Source organism: Arenibacter sp. P308M17, from assembly GCF_003426735.1.
Taxonomy (GTDB): domain Bacteria; phylum Bacteroidota; class Bacteroidia; order Flavobacteriales; family Flavobacteriaceae; genus Arenibacter.
This window is the reverse complement of sequence record NZ_QVON01000004.1, coordinates 396,084-414,937: the sequence shown is the minus strand read 5'-3', so window position 1 is coordinate 414,937 and position 18,854 is coordinate 396,084. Positions and strand designations below refer to the sequence as shown.

The following is an 18,854-nucleotide window of genomic DNA, read 5'->3' as shown; positions in this document are numbered from 1 at the left end:
TATCGGTAGTTTTGCAAGTTGTTAACCTATGTGTCCTGTCAACCCTACTTTAGCCATCCCAAGTCTTGTTCTTTTTCACCTGGCCTTCGTTAAAAAACAGTTCCGTAGCTACGGCTATGCAACGTTTTTTTGCCTTGGCCAGATAAAAAATAACCGCGACTTAAACGACACAGTAGCATTGACAAAACACTAGCTTGCCGGCAGACAGGTGGGCATTTCATATCTTGAACCAATTGTTGTTTAGGCAATCCATAAGAACCGTTCTAGCCCTATGCAGGATGACCCAAAGGTTAGACGGATTGATATCCAGCTCCTTACATACCTCCTCGGTACTGAGTCCGTTTATGGTTTTTAGGGTAAATGCCAAAGCGTGTTTTTTTGGAAGCTTGGCGATACAGTGCTGTATGGCCATGCCCAACTCTTCGTTTTCTATTTGGCTGTTTTCCAATAAGCTCATAGGGTCCGCCACCTGTTCCTCCAAATAGTTGCTATCTGCCTCGCTATTCTGGTTTTGGGTGATTCGGACCATGGATTTTGCTTTTTTGGAATTTATTTTGCGATAATGATCAATTACCTTCCTTTTTAGGATGGAGATCAGCCAGGTCCTTTCTGCCGCCTCCCCCTTAAAATTTTTGGCCGACTTTAATCCGGCAAAAAAAGTCTCCTGTACCAGATCCTTGGCAATTTCAGAATCGCTTACCCGGCTTACCGCATAGTTGAATAGGTAGTCGGAATAACTATCGACCCATATGTCCGGATTTAATTCTTGTTTTGCCATACCTCTTTGTCGTTTCAAAAATAGGTGATTTTTTCTGAAGAAGAATTCTTATTTTTGATTAAGCAAATATGTTATGGGAAAAATAATTCTTTTTTTGGTAATGCTGATACTACAAACCGGCTGCTCCCAAGAAAATAAGGACAAAATGCCGATAAGCGACTTTAAGCAGGAATTATTGGATAACGCTATTTTGGTAGATGTCAGGACCCCTGATGAATTTAGTGAGGGGCATTTGGAGAATGCGGATAATATAAATTGGTATGATGCTGATTTCTCGGAACGATTTAAAACTGTGGACAAGAATAAGACTATCTACCTCTATTGCAAGATGGGAGGACGAAGTGCCAAGGCGCAGGAAAAATTAAAATCCTTGGGTTTTAATCATGTAATCGACCTGGAAGGGGGATATGATGCCGTTAAGGCAAACAACTAACCTAGGCCGCAACGGCCATTTTTGGTATACTAAAAATGAGTCTGGGCAATATTGTTCTTATGGTAAGATATAAATCCAAAATAGGGGGGATTCTGGTAATCATAATCCTCCTTTTACTTTTAGCGCCTGTATACCAATGGTTGAAAAACCCTGTACCTATTGGCCCCGTACTTTTGTTGTTGCCTTCACTTTTTATCGGATACATATTTTTGACCACCTATTATGAGATAGGTAATGGGGTTTTAAGGGTCAAAAGTGGATTTCTCCTCGATCGTTCCATTCCAATAAGTTCCATTACGAAAATTGAGACTACCAAAAATCCCATTAGTGCCCCTGCCACTTCCTTGGATAGGTTGGAGGTGTTTTACAATAAATATGAAAGCGTCATCATTTCCCCCAAAGAGAAAAGTGCATTTGTATCCCATTTAAAACAAATAAATCCCAAAATTCAGGATAATACGGGATTGTAAATGTCTTTGTGTTATAAGAAGGTAGGTTGATTTCTGCCCTGTGATTATATTTTATGCCCTCATCTGCCAACTGCAACTGTAAACTGCCTACTAAGAATACTGACTATTCATTTAATCCACCGTCCCGGACAACAGGCCCGCCCTTTTTAACAAGGCCTCTATCTTTGGTTCGCTCCCCCTAAAGCGTTTGTACAATTCCATGGGTTTTTCAGTACCGCCCTTGGACAATATATTGTCCTTAAATTTTGTAGCCACTTCTTGGTTGAAAATGCCTTTCTCCTTAAAGTAGGCAAAGGCATCCGCATCCAGCACTTCCGCCCACTTGTAGCTGTAATATCCAGAGGAATATCCACCTTGAAATATATGGGAAAAGGAAGTGCTCATGCAGGTTTCGGGGCATTCCGGATATAGATCTGTTGGCTTAAAGGCCTTTGTTTCCTGTTCCTTTACGTTGCTGATGCCGGATGGATCCGCCCCGTGCCAGGACATGTCCAACAACCCAAAACTGATCTGTCTTAAGGTGGCCATTCCCTCTTGGAAGGTGGCCGAGTCCTTTATTTTTTGAACCAGTTCCATTGGTATTGCTTCGCCTGTTTGGTAATGTGTTGCAAATAATTCCAAAGCCTCTTTTTCGTAGCACCAGTTTTCCATGATCTGACTGGGCAGTTCCACAAAATCCCAATAAACAGAAGTGCCGGACAGGCCTGGGTACACCGTGTTTGCCAACATACCGTGCAATCCGTGGCCAAACTCATGGAACAAGGTAGTGACCTCGTTAAACGTAAGGAGAGAGGGTTTACTGGCGGTAGGTTTGGTGAAATTGCATACGTTGGAAATGTGCGGGCGAACATTAATTCCGTTCTGTACGTATTGCGCTTTGTAGGATGTCATCCATGCCCCTCCCCGTTTTCCAGGTCTAGGGTGGAAATCCGCATAAAACAAGGATACCGGATTTTTGTCCTTATCGTAAACACGATAAGTTTTTACATCCGGATGATATTTGTCGATATCAAAAACTTCTTCAAATTGCAGGCCGAATAATTTTGTGGCTACTTTAAATACTCCGGCAATAACATTTTCCAGTTTAAAATAAGGTTTGAGTTTTTCATCGTCCAGATCGAACAGTTTTTGCTTCAGTTTTTCAGAATAATAGGCTCCGTCCCATTTTTCCAATCGGTCTATATTGTCCAATTGCTTGGTGAAATTTTCCAACTCGGCAAATTCCCTCTCCGCTGCCGGTTTTGCCTTTTCCAGCAGTTCCTGAAGAAATTGTTGGACTTTTTCCGGGGTTTCTGCCATTCGCTCCTCCAATACGTAGTGGGCATGTGTCTTATAGCCCAAGAGATTGGCCCTTTCGTGCCGGAGGTTGGCAATGTTGATTATATTTTTCTGATTGTCCAGTTCATCGTTGTGAAAGCCTTTGCTGCCAAAAGCGATGGAAAGTTCCTTCCTTAATTTTCTGTTTTTGGCATATTTCATAAAGGGAATATAGCTTGGATAGTCCAAGGTAATCAACCAGCCCTCTTTGTCCTTGGATTTTGCCAATTGTGCCGCTGCCTCCTTTTCTCCTTCCGGGAGTCCGTCCAAATCTTCCTCATGGGTAAGGTGCATTTCGTATTTATTGGTCTCGGCCAGTACATTTTCCCCGAATTGAAGTGTAAGTTTGGAGAGTTGGGCATCAATTTCACGCAGACGTTTCTTTTTTTCGGGAGGCAAATTGGCACCGTTCCTACTAAAGCTTTTGTACTTTTTATCCAGTAGGGTCTGTTCTTCGGTCGTTAAATCCAGATCATTTCTTTGGTCGTATACGGCCTTGACCCTCTTAAACAAATCCTCGTTCAGGGTTATGTCGTTACTGAATTCGGACAATAGGGGAGATATCTCTTGGGCCAATTTCTGAATTTCGGGATTGGTCTCTGCGGAATTCAAATTAAAAAAGAGACTGGATACCCTATCCAATTGTTGACCGGCAAAATCCAGGGCAGCTATGGTATTTTCAAAAGAAGGAACCTTTTTGGAGTTTGCAATGGCATCGATTTCAGCCCTCGCCTCCTCAATGGCCTGCAAAAATGCGGGTTTGAAATGTTCATTTTTGATTTTGGAGAAAGGTGCTGTATCAAAGGGGACCAATAATGGATTCATAAAGGGTATTGTATTTTTGTTTAAAGTTATAATGTTGAAAGTTGAAAGTTTGACCTTTAATTGTTAATTGATAATTGTTCACTGTTCACTGTTCACTGTTCACTGTTAATTGTTAATTGATCATTGTAGATTGTTCACTTTTTTCATTTCCTCGGCTCCGTCAATGACTTTTTGCTTCAGGCCTTCCTTGTAAACAATGATTTTATCCAGGACACATTTATCAGCGCTTCCAATGATCTGGGCGGCCAAAATTCCGGCATTTTTTGCGCCATTAAGGGCTACGGTAGCTACGGGAACACCACCGGGCATTTGGAGAATGGACAGGATGGAATCCCACCCATCAATGGAATTGCTGCTTTTTACGGGAACACCTATAACGGGTAGCGGGGACATGGAAGCCACCATTCCGGGTAAATGTGCAGCGCCCCCTGCACCGGCAATGATTACGGAATACCCATTTTTATGGGCGTTCTTGCTAAAATCGAACAATTTTTCCGGGGTACGGTGGGCAGAGACAATATCAACATCAACTTCGATATCAAAACCTTTTAGTATGTCTATGGCTTCCTGCATAATAGGGAGGTCGCTGGTACTTCCCATTACTACGGCTACTTTACTCATATCGCTGAAAATTTTTATTCGCTAATTACTTTTATGGTATTCTTGACTTGTTCGGCTATTCTTCTAGCTTCGTTTATATCGTTGTTCACAATGGTGACATGGCCCATTTTTCTGAAGGGCCGGGTCTGTTTTTTACCGTAAATATGTGGAGTAACACCGTCCAGACCCAAAATTTCCTCCATATTTTCATAGACTACATTTCCGGTATGGCCTTCTTCACCCACTAAATTCACCATTATCCCCGCTACCTTACTGGCCGTATTTCCCAAAGGAAGGTCTAAAATGGCACGAATATGTTGTTCAAATTGATTGGTGTAACTTGCTTCTATACTATAATGGCCACTGTTATGTGGTCTGGGGGCCACCTCGTTCACCAGAATTTTATCGTCCCGAGTCTGGAACATTTCCACGGCCAATAGCCCAACATGTTTAATTTTATTGGAGAGCCGAAGTGCTATTTCCTGGGCTTTTTCGGCGACCTTGGCATCTATGCGCGCAGGGCAAATTACATATTCCACCTGGTTGGCTTCCGGATGGAACTCCATTTCCACTACCGGGTAGGTTTTTACCTCACCACTGGCGCTCCGTGCTACGATCACTGCGAGCTCATTTTTAAAATCCACCATTTCTTCGGTAATGCATTCCCCGGCAGGCAGACCGTTAAGATCTTCAAGTTTGCGAACTACCTTAACCCCCTGGCCGTCATATCCAAATTGTGCAGCCTTCCAAATAAAAGGGAATTTTAGGCCGCCGTTGGCAATACTGTCCTCGATCTCACTTTTGTAGGCGAAACGCTGAAAATCCGCAGTAGGAATATTTTGGTCCACATAGAACAGTTTTTGTTTTGCCTTGTTCTGTATGATCCGCAGTGCACGGGTGGGGGGGAATACCTTCAGCCCTTCGTCCTCCAATTTTTCGAGGGCATTAAGGTTAACGTTCTCGATCTCTATGGTAAGTACATCTACTTTTTTACCCAACGCATATACCGCATCAAAATCCATTAAATCGCCCTTAAAAAATTCGTTGCAGGCCAATTTGGAAGGAGCCTCCTCCGAGGGGTCCATCACTTTGGTATGGATGTCAAATTTTCTTGTTTCGTACAAAAGCATTTTACCTAATTGACCGCCTCCCAGTATTCCCAGTTTAAAATCAGAAGAAAAATAGTTCATTGGAAATGATTTGCTTGTATTAAAGTAGATTGTATATTAAGTACAAAAATACAGCTAAATCTTAGAAACTAGGCCCGGACCATTAAAAAAGAGAAATCAAAGTGCTATATTTGGCATCTTGAATTTATTATAAAAACATTAGTCTTGATCAAGTTACACGACAAATATTTTAAGCCTTTTATAAGCGAAGGCGAGATTATGGCCGCTATAAAAAGGATTGCGGACCAGGTCGCTGTGGATTACAAGAAGCAAACCCCCATTTTTGTGGGGGTCCTAAACGGGGCATTTATGTTCGTTTCCGATTTTCTTAAGGCTTATCCGCACCCTTGTGAGGTTTCCTTTGTACGGTTGAGTTCCTATCAAGGACTTACTTCTACGGGAATTGTGGAAACGCTGTTGGATGTGCCGGAAAATATTGAGGGCAGAAGTGTCATTATCCTGGAAGATATTATAGATACAGGCAGGACCGTTAAAAAATTGATCGATCTATTTTCCAATACCAAGGTAAAGGAATTTAAAATTGCAACCTTGTTTTACAAATCCGAAGTGTACAACGGGGAGTATAATATAGACTATTTCGGTATGAAAATCGAGGATAAGTTTATTGTAGGTTATGGATTGGATTATAATGAATTGGGAAGAAATTTAAGAGCAGTATATCAACTAAACCAAAAACATATGATAAACCTAGTTTTGTTTGGAAAACCTGGTGCAGGTAAGGGCACCCAGGCTTCATTTTTAAAAGAAAAGTATAATTTAAAGCATATTTCGACCGGAGATGTCTTTCGTTATAATATTAAGAATGGTACCGAACTGGGAACATTGGCAAAGTCATATATAGACAGGGGGGAATTGGTGCCGGATGAGGTTACTATCAATATGTTACAGGATGAGGTAGAGAAAAATCCCGATGCCAGCGGATTTATCTTTGACGGTTTTCCCAGGACTACCGCACAGGCCAAGGCATTGGATGATTTCTTGGTAAGCAAGGAGATGAGGATAGATGCCACAATTGCCCTGGAAGCCAATGATGAAATATTGATAGAAAGATTATTGGAACGCGGTAAGGTTAGTGGTAGAACCGATGACCAGGACGAAAAAATGATCCGTAACCGTTTTGATGAATACAATGAAAAGACAGCTCCCCTAAAGGATTATTATGACGATCAGGGGAAATTCCATAGTGTCAACGGAATAGGTTCCATAGAAGATATTACAAGCCGCTTGGCAAAAGTAATAGAGGAGTTGCAGGCGGTCTAGAAAGGAGCGTATTGGAATATGTGCTCCCAATTATTGAGATAGCCTAATAGTTCTTCACGGGTCCTTAATGGTCTTCCTACCCATTATTTTATGGCACAAAAGTGGAAGTAGGGGCATTTTATGGTCCTAACTTTGATAGCATTGGGAATAATAAACTAAAAAAATGACGGAAGGAAATTTTGTGGATTATGTAAAAGTGCACTTGGAATCCGGTAAGGGAGGAAAAGGTTCCGTGCATTTGCATAGGGAAAAGTTTATCACAAAGGGCGGACCTGATGGAGGTGACGGAGGGCGCGGCGGACACGTAATTGTCCGTGGCAATAAAAACTTATGGACGCTGTTGGGCTTTAAATTTACCAGAACCTTTAGGGCCGGTCATGGTGAGCATGGCAGTAAGAACCGAAGTAGTGGTGCAGACGGACAGGACGTGTATTTGGAGGTGCCTTTGGGGACCGTTATCAAGGACGCCGAAACCTTGGAAGTTTTAATGGAGATTACCGAGGACCAAGAGGAAAAAATCATTTTGAAAGGGGGCATGGGCGGTCGCGGTAACTGGCATTTTAGAACCGCCACCAATCAGACACCAAGGTACGCCCAGCCCGGGGTAAACGGTCAGGAATTGGACCTTATTCTGGAGTTGAAAGTATTGGCCGACGTAGGCTTGGTGGGTTTTCCAAATGCGGGAAAGTCCACCCTTTTGTCTGTACTAACCTCTGCCCAACCCAAGATAGCGGATTATGAGTTTACGACCCTAAAACCCAATTTGGGGATCGTGGAATACCGGGATTTTAAAAGTTTCGTTATTGCGGATATTCCCGGAATCATAGAAGGGGCGGCCGAAGGCAAGGGGCTTGGGCATTATTTTTTAAGGCATATAGAGCGGAATTCCACTTTGTTGTTCCTGATTCCCGCAGACAGCAAGGATATTTCCAAGGAATATGAAATTCTTTTGGACGAGCTGCGCAGATATAATCCTGAACTATTGGACAAGGATCGCTTGATAGCCATCTCCAAAACCGATATGTTGGACGAGGAACTTATTGCGGAAATGAGAATTGAACTGGACAAGGATTTCAAGGGTGTGCCCTATATGTTCATTTCTTCCGTAGCCCAGATTGGACTTATGGAACTTAAGGACAGATTGTGGGCCATGTTGAACAAATAGGCCAATAATTTTTTGAACATCCATAGGCCTGTCCTCAGGGTTTATATTACCCTGCGTTTTAACGAATTCTTGACTTTATAAAAAACGGCAAGAATAAATTTCACTATTTTAGGGTCCGTTTATGAAATTTCAATCATAATTTTTCAATCGGTGCTTATAAAAATTTATAGCTGTGAAAAGTATAATCCCAATCCTACTCTTGCTTTTTTTAGCTTCCTGTAGTGCCATTCGTGTACATTATGACTATGATAGGGATACGGATTATTCCAAATATACCACCTATAATTACTTTTCGGACATGGATACCGGCTTAAGCGAATTGGATAGCCGACGATTATTGAGGGCCATCGATTCCACTATGCGGGCTAAAGGTTTTTTGTTGTCCGAAGAGCCCGAATTCTTAATAAATATTTTGAGCAGCTCCTTTCAGGCACCCAGAAATAATAGCGTTGGGGTCGGTATAGGGGGATCAGGGAGAAGCGTTGGTGGTGGAATGACTATTGGTATTCCCGTTGGGGCAACAAATGTGGAAAGGGAAATTCAGTTCGATTTTGTGGACAGCCAAAGAGACGAACTTTTTTGGCAGGCCATAACCGTAAGTAGCCTTAGGGAAAACAGTTCTCCCATTGAAAGGGAGGATAAAATACGGGAATTGGTGGCCAAAACCCTAGAAAAATACCCGCCTAAGAGGTAGGTAAAAAAGGTGACAGTTAGCAGTTGCCGTAGGCAGGCCACCTACCGGATAATCAAGGAACTTGTTAATATGATGGCTAGGCTATTAAGAATATCGAAGAGGAAATAATCATTCCAAGGTGGCCAATCGGAGCAATTTTAATTTTCCTAAACCAGCCCGTTCCGGTACGGATGGGCCCGCCCGGGACTTTTGGACGGACCTGCCTTTTCCGGTATTTTTATCCTGGCAACATCTTTTAAAAATATCGTGTTTTATTATTCCACCAGAATCCTCACCCCTTCGCTATGACTGCTAAATTCAGGGGCGTACATACTTTGAATGGTAGAAATTCCGTTGCTGAAATCCCCTGCGTTGTTGACCCTTAGATCGTATTCAAATACAAATACACCCTTGGGCAGGTAGTCGAAAAAGAAATTGGTACTGGCATCCTTGGTGCTTTCATAATACCCCAGACCATCTTGCCATTTATAGCTGGATAGCACATTGACGGGTTCCATCCCCGCTGCCCTCATATCTTTCATGTGTACAAATTCCATGGGTCTATCTGCCCTTAATTCAATCCTTACCCTAACTAAATCGCCAACCTGTAAAGGGGATCGACCCTTGATCTCCGTTAATACCTCCCCTTTAGCCGTGTTCTTTTTTAGAAAGACTTTCTTGTTCAATTTTAAAGGGGTTTCGGCAGGGGTTATTTTGTCCATGTCTTCAAAATATTGCCAGTATAAGGCTCCCCATGCAATGCCATTCCCTTTTTTGCGAAGCTGTACCTCTGCCATTTTTGGATGTATTTCGTTTTTGCTCCAAGAGGTTTTGTAATAGCCGGTTCCTGCCTCCACTTGTACATTCTCCAGTTGGGATGGCTCCATTTTTTTGCCCCCCACCAATACGTCTACGGCCTCTGTTACCGATAGCCATTGGCTTCCCTTTAAGAGCAGGGCATACACTGCATCTGTGGTAGCTTTGGTGGTTTTCCATTGATTGGTCTGTTTGTGCTTCAGCAACCAGATTTTAAGGTTGTCAACGGTTTTGGTATCATCCTTAATTTCGGAAAAGGCTTCTATTAGCAGGGATTGGGTCTCAATAGGTGCTCGGTACCAATACCAGGAATTGTTGTTTTCCTTCCAATACATACCTAGTTCATCGCTCAAAATACTATTTTCCTCAAGGGACTTTATTATTTTATGGGCGGTAGCCGTACTTCCGTTTCTAAACAGGACTAGGGATAACAGCCCTTTGGAGTACAGGTCCTTCTTTACCCAATACTTTTGCGCCTGTATTTTGTAGTATTCCATAATTTCCGCCACTTTATTGGAAACCTTGATTTCCGGAAAATAACTGCGCATGTACAGATAATGTATTTGGGTATGGCTTAAATGGTCATCGTTGAGGTCTGTGGTGAATTTTTTCATTTGCTCGTATTCTTTCACAAACCCATCGTCCAAATAGCTGACCGCATTTTTTATTACTTCCTCTTCCCAGGTATGGCTACTTTGCCCCACTCCTGATTTTCCCTTACTTGCGGAGGTGGATGTTAACTTCCTAAGATGGCCTAGGCCGGTAACAATATGTTGGGTAATAAATCGGTTTTCGGGACCTCCCTTGAACCATGCCCAAGCCCCGGACGACATTTGGTTCTGGACCAGTTCATGAAAGGCATTGTCCTGATCATTTTTTAATTTGTTGAGATCAAAGAGCAGGGCTATACGTTTCTTTTGTTCGGTTTCCGATTGTGCATCGCGCAACCATGGGGTTTCCTGAATTAAGATCGATTTTAATGCTTCGTTTTTCTCAAGATTGCTCAACAAGACATCGGAATTGGCCCATTGGTCAAACACTTGTTGTATTCTTGGATTGGAATTGGCGATATATCCTCCCAAGGTATTGGCGTAGTATCTGGAAAATATTTGCTCGTTACAGTCATAGGGATATTCCATTAAGTAAGGCAGGGCCTGAACGGCATACCATGCCGGATTGGAGGTTATCTCCAAGCTAAGTTGATGATGCTTTAGGGTGGTGGAGGTAACGTTCTTTAATTTGTCCAGAGTAAAGGTCCTGGTTTCATTGCCCCTCACCCACATGGGCAGGGTTTCGGTGACCAACATACGGTTGGTAAGTACCGGAAGTAGGTTTTGTTCCCCATCGCTAAAATTGCCCGCCTTGGCCATTATCTTGTATTGTACCGCCCCAATACCTTCGGGAATTTGTAAGTTCCATGATACCTGGGTATTTCCCATGGCGTCTATCGTAAAGGTATTTTCGGTCAGATCGGTTGCGGACAGTGGATCCTTTACCAATAGATCTTGGGTGATCTCCCTTCCATTAAAGGCATCCGTCAATTCCAACTTGGCAGTACCGTTCAGTAATTTGTTGGTTAGGTTCGCTATTTTGGTGCTGATCGTTATTTTATCTCCCTCCCTTAAGAATCGGGGGGCATTTGGGGTCACCATCAATTCCTTTTGTGTAAGGGTTTCCAAGGTGGAAGTGGCACTTTCCAAGGTTTTGGTGTGTGCCAACAACTGTAGCTTCCATTTGGTCAATGCCTCGGGGGTAGTAAAGCTAAAGGATACATTTCCGTCCTTATCCGTTAGCAGCTGTGGAAAGAAAAAGGTGGTTTCCTGAAGGTTTTCCCGGATCTGAATATCATCAAATCCATCCTTTTCAACATTGTTATCCTGTGGAATTGGATTGCCCGCATTGTTTTCGGGAGCTGGTGTTCCAAAACCGGTCACTATTGTTTCATCCAAAGCTTCACTTTCCGAAGCCATTCCCCTTATAACCATGTTGGGATTGTTCTTCATCATCATTCGGTCCCTCAGGGCATAGCCATATCCAAAATGGAATCCGAACCAGTCAAAAGAGTCGTAATATTGGGGGGCATAGGTAGACCTGTCGCCAGCATTGGAATAGGTATTAAAGGAGGCAATACCATAACTTTTATACGCATTAAGTTGGCTATTGGAATAATATGGCCCCTTGTAGTTGGGGGAGAAATTCCACTGATGGTCTTTAAAGGCATCCAAGGAGGCATCGTACATACTGGCCAACAGTTCTGCGGTTACCTTATCTCCTTTGGGGCCTTTAATATTAAAGGACCAGGTTTCCTCCGTTCCGGGCTGAAGCTTGTCCCGAAAGGTAACCGTTTCAATTTTTAGGTCCGTGCTGGGATAGGGGACGGCAATGGAAAGGCCGCCCGATTGAAAGGCGTTGTAAGCGGAGAAACTATAGTTTATGGCAAATCCTCCCAGATCTTCCGCAGTAACGGGTATTTCTATGGTCTTGGTGTTATTGCGTAATTCAATTAGGTGTGTTGCCACAATTTTCCGATCCTTTTCAACAAATAGGGATATGGTAAGGTCTTCGGCAGCGGAACCCAAAGTGAGTTTCACTTTTTCCCCAGTGGCATAAGCGTTTTTATCGGTCTTTATTTGAAAAAGTTGATTATCTGCCAATATTTTGTCCCCTTCACTGTAAAGGGTGGTCTGTACCATTTCCTTTACGGGTTGACCGAATCTGTCCTTTGTTTCCAATTCAATGACATATTTTCCGGACACCCACTTTTTAAGGTTGCCCAGTTGTATTTCCTTGGATTTTCCGGTATCAAAACGGGACTCCCAAACCAGTTCCCCCTTTTCCCAGAAGGCGGGATCATCTTCCTTGCCAAAGGCATCGTGGGGGAAAAGTTCTTTGAATTGGGCCTTTCCAAAGCCATCATAGTCCGGGGCCGCCCAAGGTCTTGGCCTAAGTACATGGGTCGGAGCCTTTAATTTATACATTTTTAGACTTCCCTGCGCCGTCACAAACTCGCCGTTAAGGTTGTTGGTGGAGATGGTTATCACAGGATTTTTGTTACCCTTGTCCAAAGGATCTTCCATTTGGATATCGGCCGTAAGGGCATGATAGCCCACATTTACCATGGTAGTGGCACTGTGCGTCTCGCCATTAAGGTCCGTAACATCGGCAGTAACTTCATAATTGAAGGTAGGCAGGTTTTCCTTGTCCATACCAAGGTCCGGTAGGGCCTTGAAGTTGATCCGGTATTGGCCGTTGGCATCTGTGACCGTTTCGCCATGTGCAATTTCTTGGGGGGTCCCGTCATAGTATGGAAGATGACGATAATACCATTTAGGGTAATATACTACCCTTTTAACGGTATAGCTTACCTTGGCATCCGTAATAAGGCTTCCGGCGTAAGCAGTGGCCTTTCCCTTAACGGAAATCGTATCGTTTACCCTATAGGTCTCCCTAATAGGTTCCAAGGAAGTTTCAAATTTGGGCCGTTTGTATTCTTCCACTGAAAAATAGCTAGTATTGTTAATATCAATTTCCTCGGAATCCAATTTCAAAAAATAATTTCCTGTAAGTCCGTTATTGGGTAAAATAAAGCTTCCTGAAATGGAGCCATAATCATTGGTCTTAAGTTCTTGTTGGGCAACTTCCTGATGGTTAACATCCATAAGGCTTACCGTTAATTTGGTATTGGGGAGCACTGAAGACCTTTCATCTTTCTTCACTATTGCCAACCCTTTAAAATACAAGTCTTGTCCCGGCCTGTAAATACTGCGGTCCGTAAACAAAAAACCGGAATAGGGGGTGCCTTCCTTTCCTTGGTCGTATTTGGCATTGACATAAAAATCCTCAAAATGGGCCTCTTCCTTTTTAGTGCCGATCAGGATATCCACGTTGGTCCAGCGTACGTTGGATAAGGGAAGGGATATCATCCCTTTTCCGTCGGAAACAAAGGTCTTGGTCAGGATGGGCTTTTCATAGTTCTGTTGATAGGAGAATTTTAGGGTAGCTCCCGATATGGGTTTTCCGCTGTTGCGATCAATTACCTGAAAGGTATGGTCCGTGCCGGTATGCCCCTCCACCAACGCCAAATTGGTGACTTGGATGGGACTATAGGCGAAGGTGTTGCCGGAATCGGCATTTGGAGTGGCCAAAATAATATAAGATCCGTTACTTAATTCCGGCAGAGGGATCTCTATTTTATGGGATTGATAATCGTTCTCGTTGATAAGCTTGGCCTCCCAACTTTTGACTTCCTTGAGTTTTTTAATAAAGGCCAATAGTTTTTCTTCGGGATAAAGGTTGTTGAGCTGTTCTATCTCCTTTTGGGAAACCTTACGGGCCGATAGTTGAAGTGTATTTAGGTTTTTGTACTGTACCAGTAAACGGGAAGTCTGGTTTACCGGTATATGTCGTTCCGCGGTCAATTGAAGGTCTTTGGACAATATCTCCGATTTTAGTGCCTTACATTTTTCAGCGCCCCTACTGTTGGGATACTTATCCATTACAGAATCGCAAACGGCCATAGCCTCTTTCTGCTTCCATCGGTATTCATCTTTTATATCAGGTTGATACGTATTGCCCCATTCGCGGTACATTAGGGCAATTTCATACTGGTATAAGGCCGAGTTTTCATCATTTTTGATGGCTTCGGCGGTATTTTGCAAAACCTCCAGGTATTGTTGGTCCCTGTTGGGAAATACCGCATTTTCCTTAATAAACTTTAGACGTTCAATATCGACCTCCACATAGGCTTTATCCGGAGCCTTGTGGAAATTTAAGAGTTGTTGATAAAGGATTATGGCCTTGCCCTGTAGGGAAGTCCTGTATTTGTTGCCAATTTGTTGTTCAATAAATTGTTTTCCCTCGCATAATATTTCCGGATTATCCAACTCAAAATTGTCTTCTGGTCGTGCTATGCTATTTTCAGGGGTTTTATAAAAATCCAATGCCGAATGGGCCAAAAGATCAAATAGGGTGGGCCGGTAGACCTCGGAGCCTTTTTGTTCGTTGAGGATTTCTTTATAAGCGTCCACTTTAAGCTGTTGTAGTTCCAATGGTTCTTGCAACGAAGCATCAAAATGGATACTTATTTCTTGGAAAATAGTGTTCAGGTCCCAGGTCCTAAAATCAACGCTGTCCACCTTTTCCTCCGTGGTGGTGCGGTCGTAAAATCGATACCTATTTTGTTGGAAATACTGCCAGTACATATTTGCTAAATACCCCTCCAGGATATTCTTGGTAGGGAATTGGCTTTGGGCTATTTCCTGTTTAAAATCGCCTACAATTTTTAATTGGGCGTCCTCCTCCAGGTTTAGGGCATATTTGGAGGTGTAGATAAGTGATTTTACGATCTGAACCGAATTCTGCTCTTTATTGGCCTTTTTTGAAATTTGTGCTACTATATCCAATGCGGATTTGGTCAGGGCCTCTTTTTCCAATTTTTCTACCCTTTGCCATAAGGAGGAATAGGAATCGTCGGTAGATTGTGAATGTCCCATTTGAGAGAATAGGATTAAGGTAAATATTGTTGCTATTTTTTTCATCTGACTAAGTTTGTAAAACAAAATTGGTGTTTTTTTCATGGGGCTACAATCAATAATTAGTGAAACACACTTTCTAGTGAGTGAACATGCCATGAAGTGACTAGATGCAAAAAGAATACCAACGTTGCTTTATTTTTGCTGCGATTTTTTTAGGGCCTGTTAACACTACATACTCATAGCGCTTTTTGGGTCTATTTTCCGCCTCTCTTCGTTATTTTTACACAATGGTCATGAAATCCGTTTTTTTGTCTGTTGCCTATTGCCTATTAGTTTAGTTGAGGAGGACGAAATTAGTGAATAATCCGCTTTTATGCAGGGCTTGTATTTGGATGGTGTACAGGATCATAAATTTATTAAATGAGTCCCTAAGAACATGACAAAAATCGTCTTAACAAGGTTTCTAGAAAAATCCGTGTTACCCCAAACCCTAAAGGGAGCCTGATTTTCCTTGATTTCTCCCTTTAGGGTCGGGGTCAAAAATCGAGGAAAATCTTGTGAAATTGAATTTTGTCGTGCACTAAAAATCAGTCCCTATGTTTTTTGTTGGCCTTTAACAATGATTATCTTTGACCCTTAAACTGATCTTTTCATGCAGATTCATTTTATTGCCATCGGGGGCAGCGCTATGCATAATTTGGCCTTGGCTCTACATCATAAAGGATACATTGTTACAGGGAGTGATGACATCATTTTTGAACCTTCCAAGACTAGATTAAAAGCCAAAGGGCTATTACCGGAACAATTGGGCTGGTTTCCTGAGAAATTGAACCCAAGTTTGGATGCGGTAATTTTGGGAATGCACGCCAAGGCGGACAATCCCGAGCTGTTAAAGGCCCAGGAATTGGGATTAAAAATATTTTCCTATCCCGAGTTTCTGTACGAACAGTCCAAGAATAAGACCAGGGTGGTCATTGGAGGGAGTCATGGCAAGACTACCATTACTTCTATGATATTACATGTTCTAAATTATCACGATATTGCCGTCGATTTTATGGTAGGTGCCCAATTGGAAGGTTTTGACCGTATGGTGCACCTTACCGAAGAAAACGATTTTATAGTGCTGGAAGGGGATGAATATTTGTCCTCCCCCATAGATAGGAGGCCCAAATTTCATCTGTACAGACCCAATATAGCCTTGTTGAGCGGGATTGCCTGGGATCATATAAATGTTTTTCCCACCTATGACAATTATGTGGAGCAATTCCGGATTTTTGTAGATAGCATTGTAAAAGGGGGATCCATTACCTACAATGAAGAAGATTTGGAAGTGGAGAAGGTGGTAAAGGCTTCCGAAAACAATATACGAAGGCTCCCATATAGCACTCCGGATTATAGTGTTTTAAATGGACAGACCATTTTGGAAACTCCGGAGGGGCCCATGCCTATAGAAGTTTTTGGAAGACATAACCTTAGCAATTTGGCAGGGGCCAAATGGATATGTCAAAATATGGGGGTGGATGAAGATGATTTCTATGAAGCGATTGCATCCTTTAAGGGTGCTTCCAAAAGATTGGAAAAGTTGGCCGAAGGCAATACCTGTGCTGCCTTTAAGGATTTTGCACATTCACCCAGCAAAGTAATGGCCACAACAAATGCCGTAAAGGAGCAGTATCCGGAAAGGAAATTAATTGCGTGTTTGGAACTGCATACCTATAGCAGTTTTAACCCGGAATTTTTAAAGGAGTATAAAGGTGCCTTGGAGGCCGCGGATGTAGCGGCGGTTTTCTATTTACCCGAATCGGTTAGGATAAAGAAACTGGAGGAAGTGACCCCGGAACAAATATCGGAGGCCTTTGTTCGGGACGATTTACATATTTTTACCGATGCCGACGATTTTAAAAATTTTGTTTTCGGTCAGGAGTACGATAATTCCGTATTGCTTTTAATGAGCTCAGGGAATTATGGCGGACTGAATTTGGAGGAGGTTAAAGTATTGGTTGAAAAGTTTTAGGCAGTTGGCCATGGGCAATATGGGAACAGGGAAACCAAAATAAATTGTAGGTATGGGGTATTTTATTTCCTTAAGTAGAACTATTCCATAATGCGATATTAATGTAACTTTATGGCTGCTCAATTTTTTTATTTTAGATGAATAACGGTCCCATAGGCATTTTTGATTCCGGCATTGGAGGTACCTCCATATGGCGGGAGATCAACAAGATTCTTCCATATGAATCAACCATATACTTGGCAGATAGTAGGAATGCCCCTTATGGGGAAAAATCAAAGGAACACATACTTCAACTGAGTATAAAAAATGTTGAACTACTTCTGCAACAGGGATGTAAACTTATAGTGGTTGCCTGTAATACGGCCACTACCAACGCCATTAAGGAACTTAGGGACATTTATACTATCCCCCTGATCGGAATTGAACCAGCCATTAAACCGGCCGCTTTAAGTTCCAAGACCAAAACAGTAGGTGTTTTGGCGACCAAGGGTACCTTGTCCAGTGCTTTGTTCCATAGTACCTCTGAACTTTATGCGCACGGTATTAAGGTCTTGGATCAGGTAGGCACCGGTTTGGTGGAGCTTATAGAAAAAGGGGAGGTACAGACTGCCAAAACCAAGGAGTTGTTGCAAAGCTATCTGGAACCCATGCTGGAACAGGGAATGGACCACCTAGTATTGGGATGCACCCATTATCCTTATTTAATTCCTCTGATACGGGAAATTTTACCTGAAAATATAAAGATAATCGATTCTGGAGAGGGAGTGGCCAAACATACCAAAAATGTATTGCAGCTGCATCAGTTATTGACTGGAGCGGAAGATGAAAGTAGTTCGCACCGGTTTTTTACCAATGGGGATGTTGAGGTGTTAAAATTCTTTTTAAGGGATGTAATCGTACCTTATAGGGCAGCGTTCCTGAATTTTTAGCTTTTATCCTCCTGTAGGGACTTTTTTGTATAGGTCAAATAGGTGAAATCATAATTATGCCGCCCGTCCTTGGGGTGGTATTCCTCTTTTGTCAACTGCCATTTGTCTTTGTCGAATTCCGGAAAAAAGGTATCCGCTCCAAAGGTTCCGTGTACCCTGGTCAATTCCATTTGGTTGGCGTATTCCAATCCCAGTCTGTAAATCTCGCCCCCACCTATAATGAAGGACAAGGGGTCTTCTTTTACAAGGTTCAAGGCCTCCTGCATGGAATGTACTACTATGCAAGCTTCATGTTTTACGGTATAGTCCCGATCCCTGGTTATGATGATGTGGGTTCTGTTGGGCAAAGGTTTGGGGAAGCTCTCGAAGGTTTTGCGGCCCATGATTATCTTATGTCCCGAGGTAAGTTTTTTGAAGCGTTTGAAATCGTCCGGCAAATGCCAGAGCAGGTCGTTGTCCTTTCCCAAAGCATTGTTCTCAGCAGCGGCGGCTATAATGGATAGAATGTTCACTCTTCTACTTTTTTATTGATGTTGGATAGGGGAAATTCCGTTTCGATCTCCTTCTGCAATTCGGCTATTTTTTGTTTCTGTTTCTGGACCAATTTTTCCCTTTGCTCCCTTTCCCAATCCAGGCCCATAAATTTAAGGGTTACATATACATTGAATATATGAATGGTGAACAAAAAGGCCCATAAGGTAATGGCCCAGACAAACCAGTTGTATTCCACACCATACTTCAATATTTTATTGATGATGATCATAAATACACTGCCGATCAAGAACACCACAAAATGATTATAAAGTCGCTTTTTTTGTTTTATTCTCTTTTGGGCATGTTCCAGCAGTTCATGCTGTTCCAATTCTATAAGTGATTTATTTTTATTCTTGGAGAACATCCTAATTCCTAT

General features: G+C 42.5%; 14 protein-coding genes. 7 read left to right on the top strand and 7 right to left on the bottom strand.

Annotated features, from left to right (window positions below):
* Positions 1–217 precede the first annotated feature (217 nt).
* Positions 218–778 (bottom strand): sigma-70 family RNA polymerase sigma factor, encoded by a 561-nt coding sequence (locus D0S24_RS12535; protein ID WP_117020187.1) that lies wholly within the window; start codon positions 776–778, stop codon positions 218–220.
* A gap of 73 nt (positions 779–851) precedes the next feature.
* Between D0S24_RS12535 and D0S24_RS12530 the strand changes: the two genes are divergently transcribed.
* On the top strand, positions 852–1,211 hold the full coding sequence (locus D0S24_RS12530; protein ID WP_117020186.1) for a rhodanese-like domain-containing protein: 360 nt from the start codon (positions 852–854) through the stop codon (positions 1,209–1,211).
* Positions 1,212–1,270: 59 nt separating this feature from the next.
* On the top strand, positions 1,271–1,681 hold the full coding sequence (locus tag D0S24_RS12525) for a PH domain-containing protein (RefSeq protein ID WP_181938080.1): 411 nt from the start codon (positions 1,271–1,273) through the stop codon (positions 1,679–1,681).
* A gap of 111 nt (positions 1,682–1,792) precedes the next feature.
* On the opposite strand, the gene D0S24_RS12520 is transcribed toward D0S24_RS12525, so the two are convergent.
* The 3 genes from D0S24_RS12520 to D0S24_RS12510 form a co-directional block, all read right to left on the bottom strand.
* A complete protein-coding gene (locus D0S24_RS12520) occupies positions 1,793–3,823 on the bottom strand; it encodes a M3 family metallopeptidase (RefSeq protein WP_117020184.1) in 2,031 nt (676 codons plus the stop codon).
* A 120-nt stretch (positions 3,824–3,943) separates the two neighbouring features.
* The gene (gene purE / locus D0S24_RS12515) at positions 3,944–4,444 is read right to left on the bottom strand and encodes a 5-(carboxyamino)imidazole ribonucleotide mutase (protein ID WP_117020183.1); all 501 of its coding nucleotides are present in this window, start codon (positions 4,442–4,444) and stop codon (positions 3,944–3,946) included.
* A gap of 14 nt (positions 4,445–4,458) precedes the next feature.
* Positions 4,459–5,613, bottom strand: a complete 1,155-nt coding sequence (locus D0S24_RS12510; RefSeq protein ID WP_117020182.1) for a 5-(carboxyamino)imidazole ribonucleotide synthase — start codon at positions 5,611–5,613, stop codon at positions 4,459–4,461.
* Positions 5,614–5,757: 144 nt separating this feature from the next.
* Here D0S24_RS12510 and D0S24_RS12505 point away from each other — a divergent pair, with 144 nt between their 5' ends.
* The 3 genes from D0S24_RS12505 to D0S24_RS12495 all read left to right on the top strand — a co-directional run bounded on the left by D0S24_RS12505 (position 5,758) and on the right by D0S24_RS12495 (position 8,732).
* Entirely contained in the window at positions 5,758–6,873 is a 1,116-nt protein-coding gene (locus D0S24_RS12505; protein WP_117020181.1) for an adenylate kinase, read from the top strand.
* Between the two features lie 163 nt (positions 6,874–7,036).
* The gene (gene obgE / locus D0S24_RS12500; RefSeq protein WP_117020180.1) at positions 7,037–8,038 is read left to right on the top strand and encodes a GTPase ObgE; all 1,002 of its coding nucleotides are present in this window, start codon (positions 7,037–7,039) and stop codon (positions 8,036–8,038) included.
* A gap of 172 nt (positions 8,039–8,210) precedes the next feature.
* A complete protein-coding gene (locus tag D0S24_RS12495; RefSeq protein ID WP_117020179.1) occupies positions 8,211–8,732 on the top strand; it encodes a DUF4136 domain-containing protein in 522 nt (173 codons plus the stop codon).
* 254 nt (positions 8,733–8,986) lie between these two features.
* Here the strand turns inward: D0S24_RS12495 and D0S24_RS12490 are convergent, their stop codons facing one another.
* Positions 8,987–15,064: an alpha-2-macroglobulin gene (locus D0S24_RS12490; RefSeq protein WP_117020260.1), complete on the bottom strand. Its 6,078-nt coding sequence runs from the start codon at positions 15,062–15,064 to the stop codon at positions 8,987–8,989.
* 589 nt (positions 15,065–15,653) lie between these two features.
* Here D0S24_RS12490 and murC point away from each other — a divergent pair.
* Positions 15,654–17,015 carry a UDP-N-acetylmuramate--L-alanine ligase gene (gene murC / locus D0S24_RS12485; protein WP_117020178.1) on the top strand — a complete coding sequence of 454 codons (1,362 nt, stop codon included), beginning with the start codon at positions 15,654–15,656 and terminating at the stop codon, positions 17,013–17,015.
* A gap of 137 nt (positions 17,016–17,152) precedes the next feature.
* Positions 17,153–17,944, top strand: a complete 792-nt coding sequence (murI, locus tag D0S24_RS12480; RefSeq protein ID WP_117020177.1) for a glutamate racemase — start codon at positions 17,153–17,155, stop codon at positions 17,942–17,944.
* Here murI and D0S24_RS12475 read toward each other — a convergent pair.
* Positions 17,941–18,456, bottom strand: a complete 516-nt coding sequence (locus D0S24_RS12475; RefSeq protein WP_117020176.1) for a dihydrofolate reductase — start codon at positions 18,454–18,456, stop codon at positions 17,941–17,943. The two genes, murI and D0S24_RS12475, sit on opposite strands and share 4 nt — an antisense overlap.
* Positions 18,453–18,842 (bottom strand): 2TM domain-containing protein, encoded by a 390-nt coding sequence (locus D0S24_RS12470; protein WP_117020175.1) that lies wholly within the window; start codon positions 18,840–18,842, stop codon positions 18,453–18,455. Before D0S24_RS12470 ends, D0S24_RS12475 begins: the two co-directional genes overlap by 4 nt.
* Between the last annotated feature and the right edge of the window lie 12 nt (positions 18,843–18,854).

Excerpts from the sequence above, each read along its gene's own strand:
- D0S24_RS12535 (WP_117020187.1), bottom strand. The coding sequence starts at position 778 with ATGGCAAAACAAGAATTAAATCCGGACATATGGGTCGATAGTTATTCC.
- D0S24_RS12530 (WP_117020186.1), top strand. The coding sequence starts at position 852 with ATGGGAAAAATAATTCTTTTTTTGGTAATGCTGATACTACAAACCGGC.
- D0S24_RS12525 (WP_181938080.1), top strand. The coding sequence starts at position 1,271 with ATGGTAAGATATAAATCCAAAATAGGGGGGATTCTGGTAATCATAATC.
- D0S24_RS12520 (WP_117020184.1), bottom strand. The coding sequence starts at position 3,823 with ATGAATCCATTATTGGTCCCCTTTGATACAGCACCTTTCTCCAAAATC.
- purE (WP_117020183.1), bottom strand. The coding sequence starts at position 4,444 with ATGAGTAAAGTAGCCGTAGTAATGGGAAGTACCAGCGACCTCCCTATT.
- D0S24_RS12510 (WP_117020182.1), bottom strand. The coding sequence starts at position 5,613 with ATGAACTATTTTTCTTCTGATTTTAAACTGGGAATACTGGGAGGCGGT.
- obgE (WP_117020180.1), top strand. The coding sequence starts at position 7,037 with ATGACGGAAGGAAATTTTGTGGATTATGTAAAAGTGCACTTGGAATCC.
- D0S24_RS12490 (WP_117020260.1), bottom strand. The coding sequence starts at position 15,064 with ATGAAAAAAATAGCAACAATATTTACCTTAATCCTATTCTCTCAAATG.
- murC (WP_117020178.1), top strand. The coding sequence starts at position 15,654 with ATGCAGATTCATTTTATTGCCATCGGGGGCAGCGCTATGCATAATTTG.
- murI (WP_117020177.1), top strand. The coding sequence starts at position 17,153 with ATGAATAACGGTCCCATAGGCATTTTTGATTCCGGCATTGGAGGTACC.
- D0S24_RS12470 (WP_117020175.1), bottom strand. The coding sequence starts at position 18,842 with ATGTTCTCCAAGAATAAAAATAAATCACTTATAGAATTGGAACAGCAT.